This window comes from Bartonella sp. AC535YNZD, from assembly GCF_042196625.1.
Classification (GTDB): Bacteria; Pseudomonadota; Alphaproteobacteria; order Rhizobiales; family Rhizobiaceae; genus Bartonella.
This window is the reverse complement of record NZ_JBHIQP010000012.1, coordinates 23492-46046: the sequence shown is the minus strand read 5'-3', so window position 1 is coordinate 46046 and position 22555 is coordinate 23492. Positions and strand designations below refer to the sequence as shown.

Genomic DNA, 22555 nt, shown 5'->3' with positions numbered 1-22555 from the left:
AGCGCTTTTGTTAATCAGCGCTTGGACACCTGCCTGTATCGCCGCATTCATGGCCGTACTCGAGCCAAGCCCCAAAGCACCGGTAATGGCACTGGCAGCGCCCGAGGCTGCTCCACCCGTAACCGCCGTGACAGCCAATGCCACGAGAGCCGCACCGGCTTCTGTCAGCCCTTGGGCTTTATAATCCCAGTCTTTAAATTCAGCTCGAACTGCTTGCCAATCCACTTGCTTGGATAATTCTGGATCATCACGCAGTTGCTTGATCCATGCTAAGCCTGGGGAGCGAGATAATTGCTCAAGAGATTTGTCTAAATCACCAGTTGCCTGATACTCAACAACAAAGCCATCGCCTGCATCAAGCTTTATGCCACCACCGGCTTCTATGGTGACATGCTCGATGGTCTCCTTAAGGTAACCTTTATCGCTCTCACTCCACCACACAAGGTTTTCATTACGCTGATAAACGTCCTTAAAATCTTGATCCTTGTTGGTCAGAAACTTGATTTTTCCCGTATCTGATGCCAAATGCGTCTGACCACCACTTGATAGCCCTGCCGCATCAAGCGTAAGATCCCCATTTTGCGCATGCATGGAGAGGTTGCCCTCTGTTTCTATCGTGGTTTTGTTTGTAGTAACTTCTGTTGATTGTTGACGAAACTTATTCTTTTGCTTCGATTTGTCGCCTTCTTTGCCCCTCAGATCCAAATCAAAACTGTTAAAATCTTGCTCTGAAACCACGTTGAGAGCGACACCACTGGTGAAATCTCCATTGCCCTTGGTTTTAAACTTTCCCCCAAGGTTCAGTTCACCACCTGTGACAATGGTCAAATCTCCATCACTGTTGACTTCTGTCAAACGGTGCTCACTGCTTTGGGCGTTATAATGCCCTTTTTCCAATGTTTCCTTATGGTCACTCTCTAGCACTAATGAACCAAACGTAGCAGAACCATCGACAATCACCGTCGTCGATCCACCACTGCTCCATTGGCCACCAGTCATGCTTAAATCGCCAAGGGAGTGAATGTTTAAATCCTGTATAGAAATGATTTGAGCCTGCTGTCCGATCCGATCAACAAAACCATATTCATTCGTGTCACGGATTTTTGCAGTCCCATCAATGATTGTCTTCGCATTGAGGGTGATGATATCCCCCAGAATAACACCGGAAGAATTGGCTAAAAGATCGCCACTGCTGAGATCTACAGCACCGCTGCCAAGCAAAAAACCACCATTATTGAACAAAGTTTGCGTAGTCGAAACATGCAATGCACCATTACTTGATATGGTGCCACTATTGGTAAGACGGTCCGTCTCTATAGTGACGCCATTGCCTTTCAAACGTGCACTGGCAAGGTTTCCTTGCTGCGTTTTTGCCCCATAAACATCTTGTGCTAAAGAAGTGTTTGGTGCCAAATAAACGTGGGGTACCAAGACCTCTTGTCCATCGACAAGGTGTGTCTCAAGCCAGATCATATCCTTTTTGATCCCAGCAATCTGCTGAGGCGTTAAGGGCTTGCCTAGCACTAACCCCAAGGGATCTTGCTGCTCCACAGCATTGTCATAGAGCCTTTGCATTTGAGCATTGGGATCTTCAACATCAAGAAGAGTGCGATTGCCTGTCAGCTCGAAGATTTGCTCACCCACCAGACGATATTCAAAATAAGCATCGCCCAACTTTTTGAACACGTGCTCAGGCTTATAATTGCCAATCTTTTTTAAGTAATAGTCCGATCCTAAAAATTTACTTGGGTTGATAAAATCTGGACGCGTCTCGACTAAAAATGGCACATCCGGTGTTTGGGTCTGGTCCAATTCTGTCTTAACAGAGTTAAGCCCATCTTGCGTTGGCACCTGTATGGATTCTGGTGCGGGTGTTTGGATACTTGGTGCAAAAAGCCCTTTGTGCCCTTTCAAACCATTGATAATACCGTCCAATCGATCATCACTAATCAGTGGTTTGGAACCGTCAAAATCGGTGTTTTTAACACCAGCCAAACCTTTCTCGCCAGAGCTTAAGCCAACTTGCTCAACCCCTTCACGCACCGCATGATTGTCAATAGTGCCTGTCAACTTGGCATCAAGCGTGCCACCAGCTTCAATCGTGCCATAAACAGCATCATAAGTGCGTTTGAGTGTTTGGGTAAAAGTAGGACCGTCCCATTCTTTTGCATCGTGCGCTATACATCCTGGATTTGTGATACTACATTGCTTATATCTGTAGCGTGTTTTAGTCACAATCTTGGTTGTTTCGATTAAATCGAGCCCCTCATTGAGCAGCGTATCGCCATGCATCTCAATATTGCCATTAGCAGCAATCAAGCTATAGCTATTGCGGATATCACCGGCATTAATTGTCAGATGATGTCCTACTAAAATCTGTGCAGCATTATTGGTAAAATGAGGCTGCTGACGAATGATCGTGGTGTCGATATTTTTCTTGATCTTTGTGTGTTTATCAACATTTGGGATATTTTCCCATTCTCCTCGCACGTAACTGTGACCAACCACTTTATCGTTAACTTCAACCCCGCCTTCACGCATGTTGGTAAGCGCTGAGACATCGAAGGTCATATCGCCTGACACGGCTTCTAAAAGACCCGAGCTGTTGATCACATGACCAGCCCGCTCTCCACTTAAACCACGGATGATGAGATTGTCTTCAGCAATGACATCGGCAAATTTATTAATAAAATCCCCATCCAAGGAGAAAATGGCAGATTTCTTGGCATAAATCAGCCCACTATTACTCAGATCAGCGCTCACACTGAGCGCAACCCCATCACCACTTGAGCTAATACTGCCGGCATTGTCCAAAACATCTGCGGTTAAAACAAAAGCGCCACCACTTTTGAGAACACCGTCTTCACCATTTAAAACCAGAGCAACTTGCCCCAATGACGGATCATGACTTTCTGCTATAAGTGTAAAACTGTCACTGGCTAAAAGCTGACCTGAATTGGCTAAAGACCCAAGCTTCGCATCAACAACACCGCCCACCATAATACCGGAATTGCTTAAAACATCATGGCTGTTGAGAGTAAGTACCCCGCCTTGCGCTTCCACAAGCCCAGCTTGGGTGAGTGTGCCTGCCTTCAGCGTTACATCATATGCGCCAACCTCACTTGTCTCGCCCATTGTCAATATGCCATCACTGGAAAGCTCTATCCGCTTTTTAGAGACAATGCGCCCCGTTTGGCTGAGATTTGTTTGCGCACGCAAAGCAATGGTATCATTGCTTTCTATTGTGCCACTATTGCTTAAATCACCGTGGCTGGTCAGTTGAAGGTCACCACGCTCAATCTCTATGTGCCCTGCTTGGATCACACTATCTGCAACAATATTGACTGCCCCTTGCGTAGAAATGAGACCATCAACATTCTCAAAACTGCCCACATCAATGCGCAAACCATCCCGCGCTAAAACATGCGCACCTTCATCATGTGTAGCGTTTTGTTGCTCTAAATTTGTCGTTTCAGCGCTTTTATTGACAAAAGACGTTGCAACAATCTTCATCTCACCGGCTAAAGCACTGAGAAGACCAGCCTCATTATTTATATGACCAGCACGTGTCTCTTTCAGCCCACCAATGCTGAGAGCCTCTTCAGCAATCATTCTGCCCTGTGTGTTGGTTAAATCACCATCACTGAATAGGTCCATAGATTTTTTGGCGTAAATCAGCCCACTATTGCTGACATTCTCTGCCACATTGAGGGCAACATTCTCACCACTAGAGCCAAGCGCACCGGCATTGTCTAATTGCCCTGCGGTCACAACAAAAACACCACCACTTTGAAGGACACCTTCGGATGTATTCTTCAGAAAGGCTTGTTGCGGATCGGCGCCTTCTTGTGTGCTTACCATCAAATGCAAATCATCGGTTGCAATAAACATCCCTTGATTGGTAAATGCACCAATATGAGCATCGACACTCTCACCGCGCATTGTGCCGTTATTTGCGACCCCATCACGCACTTGAAGGGTTAATGCTCCTTCTTGGGCTTCCACAGTCCCTGCTTGGGTTAAAGCATCAGCACTCAAAACCACATCATAACTTAAAATCGTGCTCTCTTGAGAGGTTGTGAGCATGCCCCCCGCTGTCAAGGCAACCTGCTGCATACTGACAATATCACCCGTGTGATTGAGGGCACCATGGGCATCCAGCGTTATCTCCCCATTGGACAATACAGTACCTTCTTGGATCAGGGCACCGTTATGCGCATAAAGGTCAACTTTTTGCTCTGCCACTAAGCGCGCACGTGATGTAAGCTCTGCTGCTTCCACCAAAAGAGAGCCGCCGGCGCTATAATGTCCAGCGCCTACAGTGAGCCCATCATCGGCGCTCAAGACAATATTCCCCTTGGCACCAATATGGTTGTTTAAAGCGGTGATTTGATTGGTTTTAATGGTCAGATCGCCAAGGGAAGAAACCCCTGTTTGATCATTGTCTTGCATGCGGCTCAGATCAATTGTTGCTGCTTGGATCTCTAAAAGATCACCGGCGGCTATCCGCCCATTCCCCGCCTCAAGCTTTGCTGCCTGTAAATGCAAAGAACCCGTCGCTGACTGTTGACCATCACTCCCAATACCGCTTGCTAGAAGAGCATGAGACTGGAGCTTGATCACATCGGCGCCCACATCAACAGCACCGCTCGCTGCAACGCGCGCATTTTTTTCCAGTTCAACATGTTTCAAAGCCTTCAGTTCAACCGCTTCTTCTGAAAAAAGCAGATCTTTCACATGTACACTGTCGTGGTGAGAATGAGCCTTCACCGCTCCTTTGGCGCGTGCTTTGGCAATCACCAGCTTGCCATCACTTGTCAATCTCATGGCGCCTGCATTGGCAACCATGTCTCCGCGCATCTTAACGCCGGCGCCTTTATCATTGGCAATCACGCGGATCTGCCCCGCATACATTCCACCAAACTCACTGGAATCAATCGCCAATTCCGGCTCTTTGCCATCAGAACCAAGAGAAGTTGCTTCGCGTTTGTCATAATCAAAATGATTGTGACCAGCGATAACAGCCAAATCCCCTTTGACCTGTATGGGACCCCCGATACTGATCTTGCGCGAAACAAGATCAAAAATATCTAATGCACTCCCATCAGCCCCACGAGCGCCTATGGTGATATCACCACCCTCAACACGCAACCCAGTCAAAGCGCCATCGGCTCCAATGATCGGTTGTCCGGTCGATAAAGTCACTCGTGGTGTATTAATAAAGCCACAACCGTTACAGGTAATGCCATTGGGATTGGCGATAATAACATCCGCCATATGCCCGTGTACTTCGCTCACGCCTTCAAGACGCGAGCGATTGGCACTTACCACTTCATTAAGAATAACCTTTGCTGCACCGCTATAACGCAAATTGCCGTTGCCTGGCACCAATCCCCCAAGCTGTGAACGCGAAACCTCCTCAGTCGAATTGTTCAAAATCACGCCATGGGTATCAACATTGAAACTGTCATATTTGTTATGAGAAAGACCCTGTCCATTGGGGCGAACAATATCAATCAGCGGCACATCATTTCCGGCTTTCCCCACCGTGGGGCGGAAAACAGAGCCAACCCCATCAGCTGCTTTTATCCCTTGGCTCTCTTAGAAACGCTTTCTTGCTCGTGAATGATTGGTTGGTTAGTTTCTACCATTTCGATTTGCTCTGATTGGCTTTCAACATCACATTCGATTAGCTCGTCAATAAAATCGATTGTTTCTAAATCTTCAAAATCAATTTCTTTTTTTGATAAAACGTTAGTTTTATTTTTTTTATAATGGCAATGAAATCAATTTAAACCGTGCAATTTTTCACATTGAAAATGGCACTGGAATTTTTGTTGAAGCTGTTGTTGAAAAAAACATTGAAAATAGTCCTGCTCTATCAATCGGTACACTCAATCTTAAAGATCCAGAAATCCATGCTGATGTATTATTAAATGATGGTATTTTGGGGAACAAAATTTCTTGGCAAGATGAAAAAGATAAAAATGTCTGGAATAATAAAAAATTAAGGAGATAGCCAACGGTAGCTTCACCTTAAATGCAGATTATTCCACTTTAGAAGGAAGAACAAACATTGCAAAAAAGAGAAACGTACGCTTTAACCTGAAAAACGGTACACTATGGATCTTAAAAAACAGCACACAAGAAAAAGATGCTGAGGGCAATCTGCTTGATATCGCTCAAAGATCACGTTCTGATATTTCTGTTCTGGGTCTCGAAAACAGTTCTCTTGTTTTTAAAGAGCCAACAGAAAATTATTACCACACATTGCATATAAACTCTGGAAACCCAGATACCAAAGCCATCTATAATGCAACAGGCGATGCGCAAATTTCTTTCAATACTTGATAGAGTGATGGTAAGTCAATAGCAGAGCAAATAACCGATCGACTTCTGAATAAATGGAATGTTTCAGGAAATACAAATACTCTTGTTAATTTAAAAGGAAAAACCACTCAAAAAAACTTCTGATATTGAGAAAAATGTACGGGGACTTTCTCTTATCCAAGTTTCTGGAATAGCCGAAGAAGACTCCTTCAAACTAACCCATGGCTATACCACAATAGGTGGTTCACCTGATAAATATATGCTCCGTGCCTATGGGCCAAACTCAAGCCAGGACAAAGCTGATATAAAATAAAATCTGTTCGATGAGAAAAGTAAAGGTTTCTGTGACTTTCGTCTACAACCTGAATTTCTTAATTCTAACCCAGGTTCTAATTCTCATCCTGAAGCAAATGTGCATTCGCCTGTACCACAAACGGCAAGCTATTTGCTATTTGGTCATGCCAAATGCTCTCTTGTATGCTGGATTGACCGATATGGCAACTGTTAGCCAATATGCGAACATCTGTTTTAGGGAAAGAATAAGACAAACGGAACGGCTTCTTCTTATACTTCTATGGAGAAACAGGAATCTTGTTTTCTGATAAGTAGTGCTCCTAGTAAATATGGTTATAGCAGTGCTAATCTTCACTATGCTGCTCTACAAGGAGCCACTAACTTTGTCGCGCAGAAGGGAAAAATATCTACAACACATTTGGATCTTGTAGAAACCTATGGACAACTCTCTTTCACTCCAAAGAATATACAAGACAGCGAGTAAGAGCACTGTGGATAAATGGTCACTCACAACCTATGGAACCATACAACATGACAGTGGTTTCTATCTTGATACGCTGTTATCCTATGGCTTCCTAAAGGGAAAGATCACCAATGCCCTCATTAGTACAACCGCAAAATTGAAAAATGCAAAAATGTTGGCGATCTCCACAACTGTTGGCAAACAATTTGCAACGGGTATTCAAGGCGTAACATTCGAACCGCAGGCACAGCTTGCCTATTAGTATTTGATGTTTGATACCATTAAAGATGCTGATAATCTGACCATTGAGATGCAAAATCCTTCTCAATGGATAATCCGTGTTGGTACACGTTTGACAAAAACCATTGCCACTAAAAACAGCCGTCCTATGTCTTTCTATGGAAAAGTAAACTTGATCAAAACCTTTGGTGATGATCAGGCACTCCATATCGATAAGGACTATAAACGTGACCCCTCAGGAACTTCCCTTGAAGGTGGGTTTGGTATTAAGTGCACAATTGTCCGCTAACCTCTCCCTTCATGGTGATGTCAGCTATCAACAAAAGTTTCAAAAAACTGGTATAAGTGGTGCAAGCTTTTCAGGAGGAATACGCTATCAGTTTTAAACCAAGATTGTAAAAAACAGCCTATTCAATTTAACAAAAAGGCAGCATACCTCTGCCTTTCTAGCTTATTATAAGCGTTTTTTTAATAGAAAACAGTGAAATATTTGAAGACAGTTATTTAACATTGGATATTTTTTACAAAAAATTCTTTTTATAAAGAATAAAACTGTAAAAAAGAGAATAACCAAAAACAAAATGATATTGTAAAATAATGAGAAGCTATTTTAGAAAATACAGCATTACTATCTTTTGTTATTTCTCACAAATTTAATGCTTAAAATCTCAAAATAAAACTTTTGAACATAAAATGATAAGTAAAAATAATGCAACAATATCAAACAAAGGGATGTATGTTATAAGTCACTCGTATATTTCAAAATGCGAGTTCTAATAGGATTTAAAATATTATAGCTCAAACACTGCCCAGCAAATTCATACTGAAAAAATCCTATTATCCCCTTCCCTCTTAATAATGCCGCCAAACATCTCTAAAAACTTTAAAACAAATAAAATTGCACTTTCTCTTCTGTAAAATTGATCATGCTCTTTGCTCTCTATGAACAATAGGCTCTATACTTGCTTCAAAAAACTCCTTTGTATAATCGTGTTGCGCATGTAGATTACGCAATTCATCATTGCTAAGCTCTTCAAGAATAATCCCTTTATGCATAATTCCAACACGTTCACAAATATGTGCAACAACAGCAAGATCATGGGATACCATTAAGTAAGTAAGCTTTTTTCTCACGCGCAGTGATTTCAACAAATTTAAAATTTCAGCCTGTACCGACACATCCAATGCAGATGTTGGCTCATCAAGCAATAACACCTCTGGCTCAATAATTAAAGCACGTGCAAGAGCAATACGCTGACGCTGCCCTCCAGACAACTCATGAGGATAACGATAAAGAAATGAAGAATCTAAACCAACAGAATCTAAAGCATCCTCCACACGCTCTCTTTGATTATCCATCCCATGGATTTTGAGCGATTCAGAAAGAACCGTATGGACCATTTTTCTTGGATGCAGCGAAGCATAAGGATCTTGAAAAACCATTTGAATACAGCGTAAAAAATCCTTACTTCTTTTCTTTTCAACTTCTTGTCCAGCAAAAAGGAACTTTCCACTATAATCTGGAATGAGCCCCACCAATGTATTCAAAATAGTTGACTTTCCACATCCAGATTCACCAATCAAACCATAAGCTTCACCACGCTTAATATGAAAATTAACATTTTTAACAACTGTTACTGCCTTATGCCTGTGCCCAAAAGTTACAGATAAATTAGAAACATCAATAATATTCTCACAATTTGTCATGAGGAACCTCCTCAACACCATTAACAATCGTAGGATTATACAACCAATCAGGATCACGCTCAGGAACAGCCAAAATATCAACTGGATTATCAAGCCGTGGCAAACTCGCGAGCAACGCCTTTGTATAAGGATGACAAGCGTGAGACAAATCAGAAGCAGGCAACTCTTCTAACACACGGCCCGCATACATCACCAAAATACGATCACAAAAATCAGCAATCATATTTAAATCATGACTAATGAAAATAAGTCCCGTTCCAGATTTTGTCACAAGTTCATCTAATACAGATAAAACTTGTCGTCTGACCGTAATATCAAGTGCAGATGTTGGCTCATCGGCAATAATTAAATCAGGTTTTGGAATGAGCATCATTGCAATCATCACGCGCTGCCCCATCCCCCCAGATATTTCATGAGGAAAGAGACGCATCACATGTTCAGGATCACGAATATGAACAGATTCTAACATAGATATGGTGCGCTCCCTCGCTTCAGCTTTTGAAACACGGTAATGAATACGGTAAGCCTCCATAATCTGTTCCCCGATCCGTATTAATGGATTAAGTGAATATTTTGGATCCTGTAAAATCATTGAAATACGTTTCCCACGGATTTTTCGCATCTGAGGTTCACTTGCAGCCAATAAATCAACATCCTCAAAGCGCATTTTTTTAGCTTTAACAATGGCTGCTTTTGGACTCAACCTTAGTATTGCGCGCCCAGTCATCGATTTTCCAGATCCGGATTCACCAACAATTCCAATTTTTTCTTTTCCAACAGAAAAACTAACGCCACGCACAACTTCTGAAATGCCGCGCGTTGTAGGAAAAGAAATACGTAAATCTTCTACTTCTAATAATTTATTACCCATTGCGTGGATCCAATACATCACGAAGACCATCACCTAAAAGGTTGAAAGCAAGACTTGCAAATAATATTGCACAGCCTGGTATTGCCGCCAACCACCAATTTGTCATCATAAATTCCCGCCCTGAAGAAAGCATCGCACCCCATTCAGGACTTGGAAGTTGAGCTCCCAACCCTAAAAAACCAAGACCAGCAGCCGTTAAAATAATTCCAGACATATCCAAAGTTAATCGTACAATCACTGAAGGAATACACATGGGTGCAACATGAAACAAAATAATTCGCCAAGCAGAGGCCCCTTGCAGGCGAACTACAGAAACATAATCAGAAGAACGTATTGTCAAAGTCTCAGCACGTGCTAAACGTGCAATTGGTGGCCATGCTGCAATTGAAATTGCAATAGAAGCATTTTCGATCCCTGGTCCCAATGCGGCTGAAAATGCAAGAGCTAAAATCAAACCTGGAAAAGCAAGAAAAATATCGACAATGCGCATGAGCACAGTATCAACCCATCCGCCCATATAACCAGATACAGTTCCAACAATAAGCCCTATTGGACCTACAATAACTGTTGTAAGAAAAACAACATAAAGAGTAATACGGGAACCAAAAACAAGGCGACTAAAAATGTCACGTCCCAATTCATCTGTTCCAAAATAATGCGCCATAGAGGGTGGCTGCAACCGATGCCCTAGATCATTGCTAAGAAAATCATGCGTAGCAATCCAAGGAGCAAAAAATGCACATATGATAATAATACAAATAATAAGCAGACCGAATACAGCCGAAAAGTTATGAAAAAACTTAGCCAGTGCGTGATAAATTCTTTGTATGTTCGCTTGAATTATGGAGTTTGGAACAGGATCGTTTAACCAACTACCCAAAGAAGATGATGATTGCGATTTATGATGATTACTTACTGTCATATTCAACGTGTCCTTGGATCAAAAATGCGATAAAGCAAATCAGAAAATAAATTAATGGCGACAAAGATAAATCCTACAAGCAAAGTACATCCTACAACTGCATTCATATCTCCGGCTAAAAGAGCATTTGTCAAGTAATGTCCAAAACCAGGCCAAGCAAAAACTGTCTCAGTTAAAACAGCCCCTTCTAATAAAAAAGCATAAGAAAGTGCAACAACGGTAATAATTTGAACAGCAGCATTTCGAAAGGCATGCCCCCAAACGGTTCGCGCCCACGATAATCCCTTTACACGTGCAGTAATGATATATTCCTGATTAAGCTGCTCAATCATAAACCCACGAGTCATACGGCTAATATAAGCCATAGCACCGAAAGCCAAGATCAAAGCAGGCATAATAACGTGACTAAAAACATTACCAAAAGCCTCCCATTGTCCTTGGCTTGCAGTATCCCAAAGGAAAAATCCTGTTTTTGGTTCAAAAGAATATTCATAAAGAAAATCAAGTCGTCCTGGGCCACCAATCCAGCCAAGCTTGGCGTAAAATATTAACAACGCCATTAATCCGAGCCAAAATGTTGGAGTAGAATAACTTACAAGTGTAAAAACACGGACAACATAATCAATAAATGAATCGCGATACATTGCTGCAAAAACACCAAATGGAATTCCAAGACTTGTGCCAATAACAATAGCAACGGTTGCAAGCTCTAATGTTGCAGGAAATACACGCATAATATCGGCTAGAACAGGTCGCCCAGAAGTTAAAGCATCTCCAAAGTCAAACAAAAATACATTATGAAGATACTTCCAATATTGGACAATCAACGGCTTATCAAGACCCAGCTTATAATACATTGCATCATAAGCTTCCTGACTGATATTATCACCAAGAATAGACAGAACTGGATCTAGAGGAAGAAGATGACCAAGAAAAAAAGTGATCGTCACCAACCCAAGCAATGTGATAAAAACTGAAATAAGAAGTTTCAATCCTTTGCATAAAAAATCCCATAAAAATAATTTTTTCTGCTTTTCTGATACAGCTCTTTCAGTCTCTGAAAGTGGCAAAACCATTATAAAAATCCCCTCTGTAGCGACAAAACATAAAGCAAATACCTTTTTATATAACAAAACAATCTCTTATTAAGCATGTTCTACAATCCTTTTCTATAACATGCTTCTTTTTATTTTTCTGCTTCATTGTAATAAAGTCTATAACTGTTCCAAATCCATTTTTTGACATCAGGCCCCATACCAACGGTATAATATGTCTGAAATAAATAAACCATAGGACCATGCTCTAGCACATAATGCTGTAAAGTACGATATTGCATGATACGCTTATTGGGGTCTTTCTCAAACAAAGCATCCATCACCATGTTATTAACATTTTCATCATAATACCCAGCGCGCCAAGCTAAATACATATTGTGCTTTTTTGTAAATGTTGGATCAGGGTTAAACACGTGATTTAATGAAGCAGGATGTCCATCAGGATCGGCACTCCCCCACCCCATAAGTGCAGTATCATAATTTCCACCACGTACACGGCTCAACAATTGATTTTGTGCCATTTTTTCAATTGTAAGCTCAACACCAATTTTGCGTGCATTGGCTTGAATAGACTGTGCAACAGACGACATATAACTAAGGCTTCCAACTAAAAGATTAGCTTTAAACCCATTAGGATAACCAGCTTCAGTAATCAGTTGTTTTGCTTTTTTCAAATCCAACTGAAAAGGCAACCCTTCTTTTTCATCCAACGCACCTGGAACACCCAAGGACATATAAGTTGCCCGAGGAATAGCAATCCCTTTCAAAACAGTTTTCCCAAGACCTTCATAATCAACTAAATAACGGAGTGCCAATCTGACCTTTTCATTCGCAAAAACTGCATTCTTATTATTTAACGATAGGTAAATAATCTGCGGACGCAAAACACGACTAATTTTGACTGGCCCTCCCTTTTTTTCAAGATCTAAAGTATCCTCTGAAGAAAGATCACGCACTATATCCACATCACCTTTTTCCAAAAGAAGTCTTTGACTTGATGAATCCGCTACATGCTGCACAACAATCTGCTTAATTTTAGGCACATCGCCCCAATAATGTTGTGTCGCCTCTAACACAACTTTATCTCCTGGAGACCAGCTCACCAATTTATAAGGTCCAACACAAGCTGAATGTGTTGCTAAATATTTATTCCCCATATCACCTTTAATACTCTGTGCTTCAATTGTTTTCCGATCAAGCAAAGCAGAAGCATAAGATTGTCCTATAACAGTCAATATGAGCTGAATAGGATAGGGTTTATCTAATTTTAATTGTAAAGTCTTATCATCAAGAGCCTGAATATTTGTTTCAATATTGTTTTTGGTAAATCCATAATCCATTAAAGATTGAGCATAGCTTAATCCTAATTTTATAATCCGTCGCATCGACCATACCAGATCTTGCGCTGTAGCCGTCCTTCCGTCATTAAACTTTAAATCATCACGAAGATGAAAGACTATTCTTTTGCCATTATCTAAAACGTCCCAAGATTTTGCCATAGCAGGACGAATTTTTGTAGGATCATGCTCATCATATTGTACTAACGCGCTGCAAATATTCGTCAATAACTCACTCGTCACAACCTCAACAGTTTGCGCTGGATCAAAACTACTAATTGAATCAATATTCCATGCCATTACCAATATATCTTTAGATGAGGCACTGAATGCCGATGTTACAGCCCCATTAAAAAAAACGATTGAGCTTAATAAAATAGAAAATTTTTTTAATATTCTTTGTTTTCCCATTTTATCTCTTCCTTTTGTATTCTTCTACCTTTTCACACAAAGTGATTGTGATTTTGCTCTTTCACCTTTTAAATAGCATAGCATTAGACATCAATTTCATTTAATCAAACTAAGCATCTATAAAATAATTTTCTTATACATCAGTCTATATTCGGGATGCAGAGAATCTATAACCATAAACAAAGATCCTCCCCAATATAACTTTCTATATTCATCGCTCCCTATAAACGATCTTAATTATATACTGCTACTACACAAACATCCCTCACGTTTCATCCTTAAAAAACTGAAGAGCTTTATATGGGAGAATATTTTCATCATGCAATTATGATTAAGCTCTTTTTAGCTTTGATAACACTAAAAAGACACACTTATTTTTCAATTTTACTATAAAAAATACGCGGCGCACTATTCCAAACCCATTTTTTGACATCAGGTGTCATCGCTATAGCGCTATATTGCTGATAAATAAACGCATAAGGTCCTTTTTGCATCAGTTCACGTTGTAAATCAGCATAAAGATGCGCCCGTTTTTGCGGATCTTTTTGAAACAATGCTTCTTCAACTTTTTGATTCATCTCGGCATCAAAATACCCATGCTTCCAACTAGGATAGGCGGTATTTTTTGCCTCAAACCGATTATCAGGGTTATAAACAAGACGTGAAGCCATTGTATGGGGATCCGCAGAATCGTTATTCCATCCGAGAAAAGCCGTATCAAAAGCCCTTGCATTCACTTTTGAAAACAACTGTGTACCTGCCACACGTTCAATTTTAAGACGCACCCCGGCCTGTGCAGCACTATCCTGGAGTGACTGAGCAAGTAACAAAGTATAAGGAGCATTTGATACGAGAAAATTTGCCTCAAATCCATTCGGATAACCAGCCTCTGCTAAAAGCTGCTTGGCTTTTGCAACATCAAATGTAAAGGGTTGCCCCTCTTTTTCATCCAGAGCCCCAAAGTTACCAAGAGGAATAAAACTTGCCCGTGGAACACCAATCCCTTTGAGAAGTTTCTTGCCAAGACCTTCATAGTCAATAAGATAACGCATCGCCAAGCGTACTTTTTCCTTAGCAAAAATGGGATTTGTCGTATTAAATCCCCAGTACATCATAGTTGGTTCTAACACTCTATCAACTTTAATATCTGTTGTTTTTTGCAGATCTGCAAGATCTTCAGGGGTCAAATTACGAGCAACATCAATATCATGTTTTTGCAACAACAAACGTTGTGTTCCTGACTCCACAACATGACGAATGAGAATCTGCTTCAGTTTAGGCGCTTGTCCCCAATAATGGGAACTTGCACGTAACAAAAGCGCTTCTCCAGGACGCCAACTTTTTAACTGATAAGGACCAACACAAGCAGCATGACTCTTCAAATACTGATTTCCCAGATCGCCATCTTTTTCGTGCTTCATAATCGTCTTACGATCAAGCAAAGCTGTTGCTGGACTTGCAACAATATTATTAAGAATAAGCTCTGCTGGATAAGGCTTATCAAATTTCATCACCACTGTTTTCTTATCTGGGGCTTGCAAAGCATCATCAACATTTTGCTCTGTAATTCCATATTCATTAAAAATTGCCGCATTGGTCATCTTCAATTTGACAATCCGCTTCATACTCCAAACAAGATCATTGGCATTGGCTGATCTGCCATCATTAAACTTCAAACTATCACGCAAATGAAAAGTAATCACCGTACTGTGATCATCCCCTGAAACATCCCAATGTGTAGCTAATGCCGGAACCATTTTAGCAGGATCATCCGTTGCGGTACTGACCAAACTATCACAAACATTGCGGACAATTTCACTTCCATAAACATCATTAAGTTGGGCGGGATCAAATGTACTAATTGCATCAAGGTTCCAAGCCATCAAAAGAGTATCAGCCGGTGTTTTTGCTGAAACTTGTTGTGCAACTATCCCCAAAGCTATAAAAGCAGAAACAAGAGAGCTGCTATTCTTTAATATCTTTTTCTTCAAGTTCATAAACTTTCCCCTTTATTTATTTTTTATCAATTAATGATGCTGAAATAATATAGCAAATTTATAATTATAACATTAGAATAAATACGTTTTAATCGCCTATATTTCTAATCACCTATACAGAGTCATCATAAATTCATTGACTTACGTCTCAATAAACCATAGCAAACATGCAATATATGTTTTGCTAACCAGTATTACATTCTTTTCATAACATCTTTGCATATGATAATGCACTATATCAGTTCCCTATTAATCATCAATAAGCCTTGTCGCCCAAAAAAAATAGTGAGCTTTTAAAAAATCATTACGCAACAATTTATGAATTCATTATTCTATTCCTTTAGGCGATATTTAAAATAAAATATGCAAACTTTAAAAATAGTCATCCCCCTCAAACACTCAATTTCAAGATACGACGCATCTTTATTACATGACCAAAACGGCACTGAAACAGCAGAAAGACATAAGAAAATATCTTTTCTAAAACGCCACCCCCACAAAAATCTGCTTAATCTTTTGAAAACTAAGTGCCAAAAGTTTTACGTTTTTACCAACAAAACCAAACGCGTTAACAAAGATAAAGGAAAAATGAGAAGAATCATTCCCTCCACGCTTTATCTTTTGAGATAATAAAGCTTACAATCAAAAAAATATACACTAAAATGTATCTCCCCATTGATAAAAACAAAACTCATTAGACGCTCCCCCAAAGACATAACGAATATAAACCCTTCTAAACTTTAGTGTGCATCATTGCTTTACCACTATAAAGATAGAACAGAAAACAACATACCGCAATAGAACTCTCGTTTCCAGCGGAAACATACAGAGATTCAACGAAGCAATGTAGTGGATACAAACTTGCATAAGCTTCATCATCTTCCAAAAAATTGGAGCGCACACGCGGCAAGATCACACTCTAATAGAGAAAAACTATCAGATAATAAAACCTAACACAAGCAGCTTGAGTCATTTAACTTCAATTTTTCATCGCTGCATTTCATTTTTATTGCTTAGGTAAGCATTGAGCAATCGATCTATATACAAATAACCAACAGCCATACAAGCAAAGTAAAAGAATGCAACAACAGCACCCCATCTAAAAAACACTTTGCATTCGTCAATAAACATGAATAAAATATTCATTAATTATAACGGTCATGTCATTAACAGAAATAAAAACACCTCTTCTGAGACCATTACCAATGCTAAAGACTGTTGCACAACATTGAGAGCTAGTAAATGTGTGATGATGCCAATTTGTTCCTTCATAAGCTTAAAGATGGAATGCACAATGGGTTTACTATCATACTATTCACGAACAGCGTTGCAAAATGGGCTTTGGTGTAACTAGATGTTTCTTTAAAATATACAAGACATTACCATTATCTAACTCGAAATACATGACAATTAGATATCACTTCTTTTTGCATCTGTTTTTTCATCTTCAAAATTATCGCTTTGTCGTTTTGATTGCCAACAACCGTAAAAAATCATTAATATTGTATAGTTTGTATATTTCAATTATCTTATACAGCGGAATTGTATAATCTATACATTTATTAAATAATTCAATTATTATCCTATTAATCATTATTCTTATAAAAGAAAGTTTGCCAATTTATCGACAAAAACATCCTTCAAGATGATCATTAACAATTCCTACGGACTGCATAAAAGCATAACAAATCGTTGGACCAATAAATGTCCAGCCACGTTTCTTTAAATCTTGAGAAAGACGAAGAGAAGCAGGTGTTATGGGATGAGCCAACAGTGTTTGAAAGTCTATCTTTTCATAATGTTCTGATTGTGGTGGCTGAAAAGACCAAAAATAGTGGGACAAACTCCCCCACTCTATTATAATTTCTTGTGCTCTAAGTGCATTATTAAGTACTGATCGAATTTTTCCTTGATGGCGAACAATATCTTTGTTCTGCATCAACATTTGCACCTTTAACTCATCATAATGAGCAATTTTTTCAAAATCAAAATGATCAAATGCAATGCGAAAAGAAGAGCGTTTTTTTAAAATTGTCAACCAAGAAAGTCCAGCTTGAAAACCTTCAAGACAAATTTTTTCAAACAAACAAATATCCTCTACAACAGGCTTTCCCCATTCATTATCATGATAAGCACAATAAAGTGGATCAGTTCCAGCCCATGCGCAACGAATTTTTCCATCCACTCCCTTAAGAAGACCTTCCGCAAGCATGGCACTCACCGTAAAACAGAACGCCACCCAGTTGCACATTCACGGGCTCGTTTAAAAAAAACATCTCTCAAAGAGCACCCACTTCCATTTCACGGCGTCGATCATGAATGGTATAACGATAAAACCATTGAGCACCCCCATCTTTACGTTTGTGAAGAAGCAAGCCAGCACCATCATTATATTTGCCAGCCCCCAATGTTGCAACAGACCTTGCATTAAAACGGTTCATAAGAGCCATTTTTAGTCCTTTCTTGTACAGTTTTCCCTCATGGGGCCCCACTTGTAATGTGCAAGCAAGTGGTTTTGATTGATTCAAGATACACATATTTGCAATGAGAGAATCATACGTTATTCGGAGCTCTAATTCAATATGAATAGTGCTAAATTATCTAATATAAATCAATATGTTGTTGTATTCAAAAGAGGGTTCCTTGATCATCGCTAGACGATTTTATTTGCTTGTGTTTTGAACGTTTAGCAGAAACAGGCTCTTGTGTTGCAACACTGATATCACCATCAAAAAAACGTAAATTTATTTGCCCCGTTTCAGGAATCTGTACCAACCGTTTGATGGGCTTATTCTCTTTCCCCAAAGCCAAAACAAAGCCGCGCTCCAAAATATTCTGATACGAAGTGCTTCTTAAAAGCCTAGAGGCTACCTCTAACCCAGCCCGTTGTTTTTCAACATTGCGCACAAAAGCACGCTGAAGACGTGCAGTATATTCCTTCATATTGTGTTCTGCTTTTTCAGTATTAAGTAAACGCAGTGAAAAACGCACATCAAGTGCATAAAAAGAAAAACGTTTTTTATCATAGCTTACACAAAGAGCACGCTGCAAACGACTTGAAATTTCATCAAAACCTCGCCGTGGTAGAGCAAAAAGTTGATCAGCAGTCGGAAGAGCTCTTAGAGTAGCACGCAGTTTTTGTCGATAAAAATCAAAATAACGCGCAAGTCCCGTACGCAAACGTGCACCAAGCGATGCCACTAGCACCTCGAGATCAAGCTTAACAGGAACAGCCCGCTCTGCTGCGGCTGTGGGAGTTGGAGCGCGCCAATCAGCCACATAATCAATCAAGGTCCAATCCGTTTCATGCCCAACAGCAGAAATAACAGGAAGAGAAGAGTTATAAACAGCACGAACAACGGCTTCGTCATTAAATCCCCACAAATCTTCTAAACTTCCCCCTCCCCGCGCAACAATAAGAAGATCAGGCTTAGGAACAACGCCTCCTAAAGGCAACGCATTAAAACCTTCAACAGCAGCAGCGACTTCCCTACCACTTGTTTCCCCCTGAACACGTACAGGCCAAACCAAAATATGCAACGGAAAACGATCGGATATACGGTGAATAATATCACGAATAACAGCACCTGTTGGTGATGTTACAACGCCTATAATTCGGGGCATATAAGGCAAAGTTTTTTTCTTTGCTTCATCAAATAAGCCTTCTTCTAAAAACTTTTTCTTACGATTTTCAAGAAGTGTCATTAAAGCACCAACCCCTGTTGGTTCAAGAGCTTCAATGACAATTTGATATTTTGATGATCCTGGATACGTCGTAAGTTTACCAACAGCGACCACTTCCATCCCTTCTTCAGGAGGAAATTTGAGCTTTTCCATCACTCCACGCCAAATAACAGCTTCCAACCGCGCCTTATCATCTTTTAAAGCAAAATAAGCATGTCCTGAAGCATGAGCACCACGGTAACCTGATATCTCCCCACGCACCCGTACATAACCAAACTTCTCCTCAACAACACGCTTTAAAGCCCCTGCTATTTCGGAAACAGTAAATTCCGCAACATTCGTTGCACTTATTTTTTCATCAAATAAATTTGCCATTTTTCAATTCACAGAAATTGAAATATTAAGTCTTAACATTCACACAAACACATTTTTAATTTTAATGAAATTAACCTCCTCCCAACATCTCAAAGGATGGAGATTTCTACCAATCCACCGGACTAGCTTCTCACGGGGCAAGTTCCACTTGCTGACCACTCATGCGGTTTCCTGCATAGGCGCGGACAGCCCAAACCATGCCCTGTACTGATCACGGTATCTAAAAACACTTAATATGTAAAGCTTTTCATGCCTTATATCACCGCTCTAAACAACAGTGTTTTATGGCGTGATAGGATAAAAGAGCTCTTTAAATAGCGTATCTTGAAATTACATTCTATACACAACATATCAATGCGTTACCGATAAGCTTCAACGTTTTGCAAAATTCTTACCCCCCATACAAAACGCTGAAGTTATCATGATTTCATTCTTGTTGTATTTTACAGCATTAAAATCCACTTATTTTTCAATTGCACTATAAAAAATACGTGGAGCACTATTCCAAACCCATTTTTTGACATCAGGTGTCATCGCTATCGTATGATACGTCTGATAAATAAAAGCATAGGGTCCTTTCTGCATAAATTCACGTTGCAAATCAGCATACATTTGCGCCCGTTTTTGTGGATCTTTTTCAAATAAAGCATCCTGAACCTTTTGATTCATCGTTTCATCCAAATACCCATGGCACCAACTAGGATAGGCGGTATTTTTTGCCTCAAACCGATTATCCGGATTGTAAATAAGACGTGAAGCCATTGTATGAGGATCAGCAGAATCATTATTCCATCCGAAAAAAATCGTATCAAAAGCACGTGCAGAGAGTTTTGAAAATAATTGCGTCCCCACAAAACGTTCAATTTTAAAGCGCACTCCCACTTTTTTTGCATTATCTTGGAGAGACTGAGCAATAGGCAAAGCAAAAGGATAAGGAGATGCCCCTGCAAAAATATTGGCCTCAAAACCATCTGGGTAACCAGCCTCAGTTAACAGCTGCTTTGCTTTTTGCAGATCAAGTTTAAAGGGTTGTCCTTCTTTTTCGTCCAAAGCTCCAAGATTACCAAGAGGAATAAAGCTTGCCCGTGGAACACCAACATCTTTAAGAAGCGTCTTACCGAGTCCTTCATAGTCAATAAGATAATGCATCGCCAAACGCACTTTTTCATTGGCAAAAATTGGATTCGTCACATTAAATCCCCATATGATTACAGATGGCTCTAATACTCTTGCAACTTTAATATCCGTTGTAGCTTGGAGATCTGCTAAATCCTCTGGCAACAAATTACGTGCAACATCGATATCGTGTTTTTGCAACAATAAACGTTGTGTTCCAGGCTCCGCAACATGGCGAATTAAAATCTTATTTAATTTAGGTGCCTCACCCCAATAATTGGAGCTTGCACGCAACAAAATCCCTTCTCCAGGACGCCAGCTACTTATCTGATAAGGACCAACACAGGCAGAATGGCTTGCCAAATACCGATTTCCCAGATCACCATCTTGTTCATGTTTCATAATTGTCTCTCGATCCAACAAGGCAAGAGTACGACTAGTGGCAAAATGGCTAAGAATGAGCTCTGCTGGATAAGGTTTATCAAATTTCATCACCACCGTTTTCTCATCCGGTGCTTGAAAAGCCTCATCAACATTTTGTTCTGTAATACCATATTCATTAAATGTCGCCGCAGTAGCCATCTTCAATTTAACAACCCGCTTCATGCTCCAAACAAGATCATAAGCATTAGCAGAACGACCATCGTTGAACTTCAAACCATCACGCAAATGAAAAGTGATCACCGTTTTCTGATCATCACTTAAAACATCCCAGCTTTTGGCCAAAGAAGGAATAACTTTAGCTGCATTATCTTTAGCGGGGTCAACTAAATTATCACAAACATTGACAAGAACTTCATTCCCATAACGATCATTGATTTGCGCTGGATCAAATGTACTAATTGAATCGAGATTCCACCCCATCACAAGAGTATCAGCGGGTGTTTTTGCTGGAACCTGTTGTACAACCATCCCCAGTGCTATAAAAGCAGAAACCAGAGAGCTGCTCCTTTTCAATATTTTTCTTTTCAAGCTCATAGACTTTTCCTTTTAAAGTTTATTGTATAAATTTTCCACGCAACACAAACATATTTAAATAATAAAATGAGACGATACATAAACGCCTCAAACAAAGTATTCAAACTTTCAAATATCACTACTTACCAATCACTCCTCCTGCCCACCCTTATAAGCTAAACCAAAACGTGCAATGGCAAACACTTTTGCTATACAATAAACGCTTACCAGTAACAGAGCCTATTCATGAGAGCATAATGCTACGATTAAAGACTAACAAACCTCTATTGTTTTTCTCTCTTGTTAAACAAGTTTCCCCTTGTTTTTTCTGACGTTTTTTTAATGTCATCAAAGCACCCCCTGTTGGTTCAAGTGCTTTAATAACAAAAAGCCTTCATCATAATTTAACGTTTCGATCAAACAGAAAAATTCATCAATTTGCCAAGTACAACGACTTTTATTCCTTCTTCAAAAGGAAACTTGCAATTTCTCATCACACCCCGTAAAATAACACCCTCCAATTGGCATCTTACCATCTTTCAAAGTAAGAAACATAGACACCATAAAAACTGATATTCCTCGTACCTTCTCCATAATAAAACTTTTATTCACCATTGCAAAGTCTTTGCTTCTTCAGCAATGCTAAAATTCCGCGACATTTGTTGCACTGATTTTTGAGCAAATAAATTTACCACTTTTCACTTCACAGAAGTTGAAATATTCAGTTTTAACATCCATACCAACACATCTTTAATGAAAATGACAGATCCCTTTTAAAATAGAAATATTCAACAAC

9 protein-coding genes and 4 pseudogenes are annotated in these 22555 nt (G+C 39.8%); 1 reads left to right on the top strand and 12 read right to left on the bottom strand.

Annotated features, from left to right (window positions below; genetic code table 11):
• Both ACFIM8_RS07405 and ACFIM8_RS07400 read right to left on the bottom strand, forming a co-directional pair.
• Positions 1–5601, bottom strand: a pseudogene (locus ACFIM8_RS07405) (filamentous hemagglutinin N-terminal domain-containing protein); the annotation flags it as partial.
• Positions 5592–5774: pseudogene (locus ACFIM8_RS07400) on the bottom strand (hypothetical protein); the annotation flags it as partial. The pseudogenes ACFIM8_RS07405 and ACFIM8_RS07400, both read right to left, overlap by 10 nt.
• Here ACFIM8_RS07400 and ACFIM8_RS07395 point away from each other — a divergent pair.
• Positions 5771–7713: pseudogene (locus tag ACFIM8_RS07395) on the top strand (autotransporter outer membrane beta-barrel domain-containing protein); the annotation flags it as partial. The pseudogenes ACFIM8_RS07400 and ACFIM8_RS07395 sit on opposite strands and share 4 nt — an antisense overlap.
• A gap of 538 nt (positions 7714–8251) precedes the next feature.
• On the opposite strand, the gene ACFIM8_RS07390 reads toward ACFIM8_RS07395, so the two are convergent.
• The 10 genes and pseudogenes from ACFIM8_RS07390 to ACFIM8_RS07345 form a co-directional block, all read right to left on the bottom strand.
• Positions 8252–9034 carry an ABC transporter ATP-binding protein gene (locus tag ACFIM8_RS07390; protein WP_273790734.1) on the bottom strand — a complete coding sequence of 261 codons (783 nt, stop codon included), beginning with the start codon at positions 9032–9034 and terminating at the stop codon, positions 8252–8254.
• Positions 9021–9905, bottom strand: a complete 885-nt coding sequence (locus ACFIM8_RS07385; RefSeq protein WP_273790733.1) for an ABC transporter ATP-binding protein — start codon at positions 9903–9905, stop codon at positions 9021–9023. The genes ACFIM8_RS07390 and ACFIM8_RS07385 overlap by 14 nt, the downstream gene beginning before the upstream one ends.
• Entirely contained in the window at positions 9898–10827 is a 930-nt protein-coding gene (locus ACFIM8_RS07380; protein WP_273790732.1) for an ABC transporter permease, read from the bottom strand. The genes ACFIM8_RS07385 and ACFIM8_RS07380 overlap by 8 nt, the downstream gene beginning before the upstream one ends.
• Before the next feature lie 2 nt (positions 10828–10829).
• The gene (locus tag ACFIM8_RS07375) at positions 10830–11903 is read right to left on the bottom strand and encodes an ABC transporter permease (RefSeq protein WP_375607280.1); all 1074 of its coding nucleotides are present in this window, start codon (positions 11901–11903) and stop codon (positions 10830–10832) included.
• 110 nt (positions 11904–12013) lie between these two features.
• The gene (locus ACFIM8_RS07370; RefSeq protein ID WP_375614731.1) at positions 12014–13630 is read right to left on the bottom strand and encodes an ABC transporter substrate-binding protein; all 1617 of its coding nucleotides are present in this window, start codon (positions 13628–13630) and stop codon (positions 12014–12016) included.
• A 371-nt stretch (positions 13631–14001) separates the two neighbouring features.
• On the bottom strand, positions 14002–15627 hold the full coding sequence (locus ACFIM8_RS07365; RefSeq protein WP_375614730.1) for an ABC transporter substrate-binding protein: 1626 nt from the start codon (positions 15625–15627) through the stop codon (positions 14002–14004).
• Between the two features lie 1621 nt (positions 15628–17248).
• The gene (locus ACFIM8_RS07360; protein ID WP_375609564.1) at positions 17249–17839 is read right to left on the bottom strand and encodes a DNA-3-methyladenine glycosylase I; all 591 of its coding nucleotides are present in this window, start codon (positions 17837–17839) and stop codon (positions 17249–17251) included.
• 8 nt (positions 17840–17847) lie between these two features.
• Positions 17848–18077: pseudogene (locus tag ACFIM8_RS07355) on the bottom strand (integrase arm-type DNA-binding domain-containing protein); the annotation flags it as partial.
• Positions 18078–18255: 178 nt separating this feature from the next.
• Entirely contained in the window at positions 18256–19686 is a 1431-nt protein-coding gene (gene xseA, locus ACFIM8_RS07350) for an exodeoxyribonuclease VII large subunit (protein ID WP_375614729.1), read from the bottom strand.
• 462 nt (positions 19687–20148) lie between these two features.
• The gene (locus tag ACFIM8_RS07345) at positions 20149–21780 is read right to left on the bottom strand and encodes an ABC transporter substrate-binding protein (protein WP_375607284.1); all 1632 of its coding nucleotides are present in this window, start codon (positions 21778–21780) and stop codon (positions 20149–20151) included.
• Positions 21781–22555: the final 775 nt, after the last annotated feature.

Bases quoted from the DNA above. Each gene is read 5' to 3' on its own strand.
- ACFIM8_RS07390 (WP_273790734.1), bottom strand. From the start codon at position 9,034: ATGACAAATTGTGAGAATATTATTGATGTTTCTAATTTATCTGTAACT.
- ACFIM8_RS07385 (WP_273790733.1), bottom strand. From the start codon at position 9,905: ATGGGTAATAAATTATTAGAAGTAGAAGATTTACGTATTTCTTTTCCT.
- ACFIM8_RS07380 (WP_273790732.1), bottom strand. From the start codon at position 10,827: ATGACAGTAAGTAATCATCATAAATCGCAATCATCATCTTCTTTGGGT.
- ACFIM8_RS07375 (WP_375607280.1), bottom strand. From the start codon at position 11,903: ATGGTTTTGCCACTTTCAGAGACTGAAAGAGCTGTATCAGAAAAGCAG.
- ACFIM8_RS07370 (WP_375614731.1), bottom strand. From the start codon at position 13,630: ATGGGAAAACAAAGAATATTAAAAAAATTTTCTATTTTATTAAGCTCA.
- ACFIM8_RS07365 (WP_375614730.1), bottom strand. From the start codon at position 15,627: ATGAACTTGAAGAAAAAGATATTAAAGAATAGCAGCTCTCTTGTTTCT.
- ACFIM8_RS07360 (WP_375609564.1), bottom strand. From the start codon at position 17,839: ATGCTTGCGGAAGGTCTTCTTAAGGGAGTGGATGGAAAAATTCGTTGC.
- xseA (WP_375614729.1), bottom strand. From the start codon at position 19,686: ATGGCAAATTTATTTGATGAAAAAATAAGTGCAACGAATGTTGCGGAA.
- ACFIM8_RS07345 (WP_375607284.1), bottom strand. From the start codon at position 21,780: ATGAGCTTGAAAAGAAAAATATTGAAAAGGAGCAGCTCTCTGGTTTCT.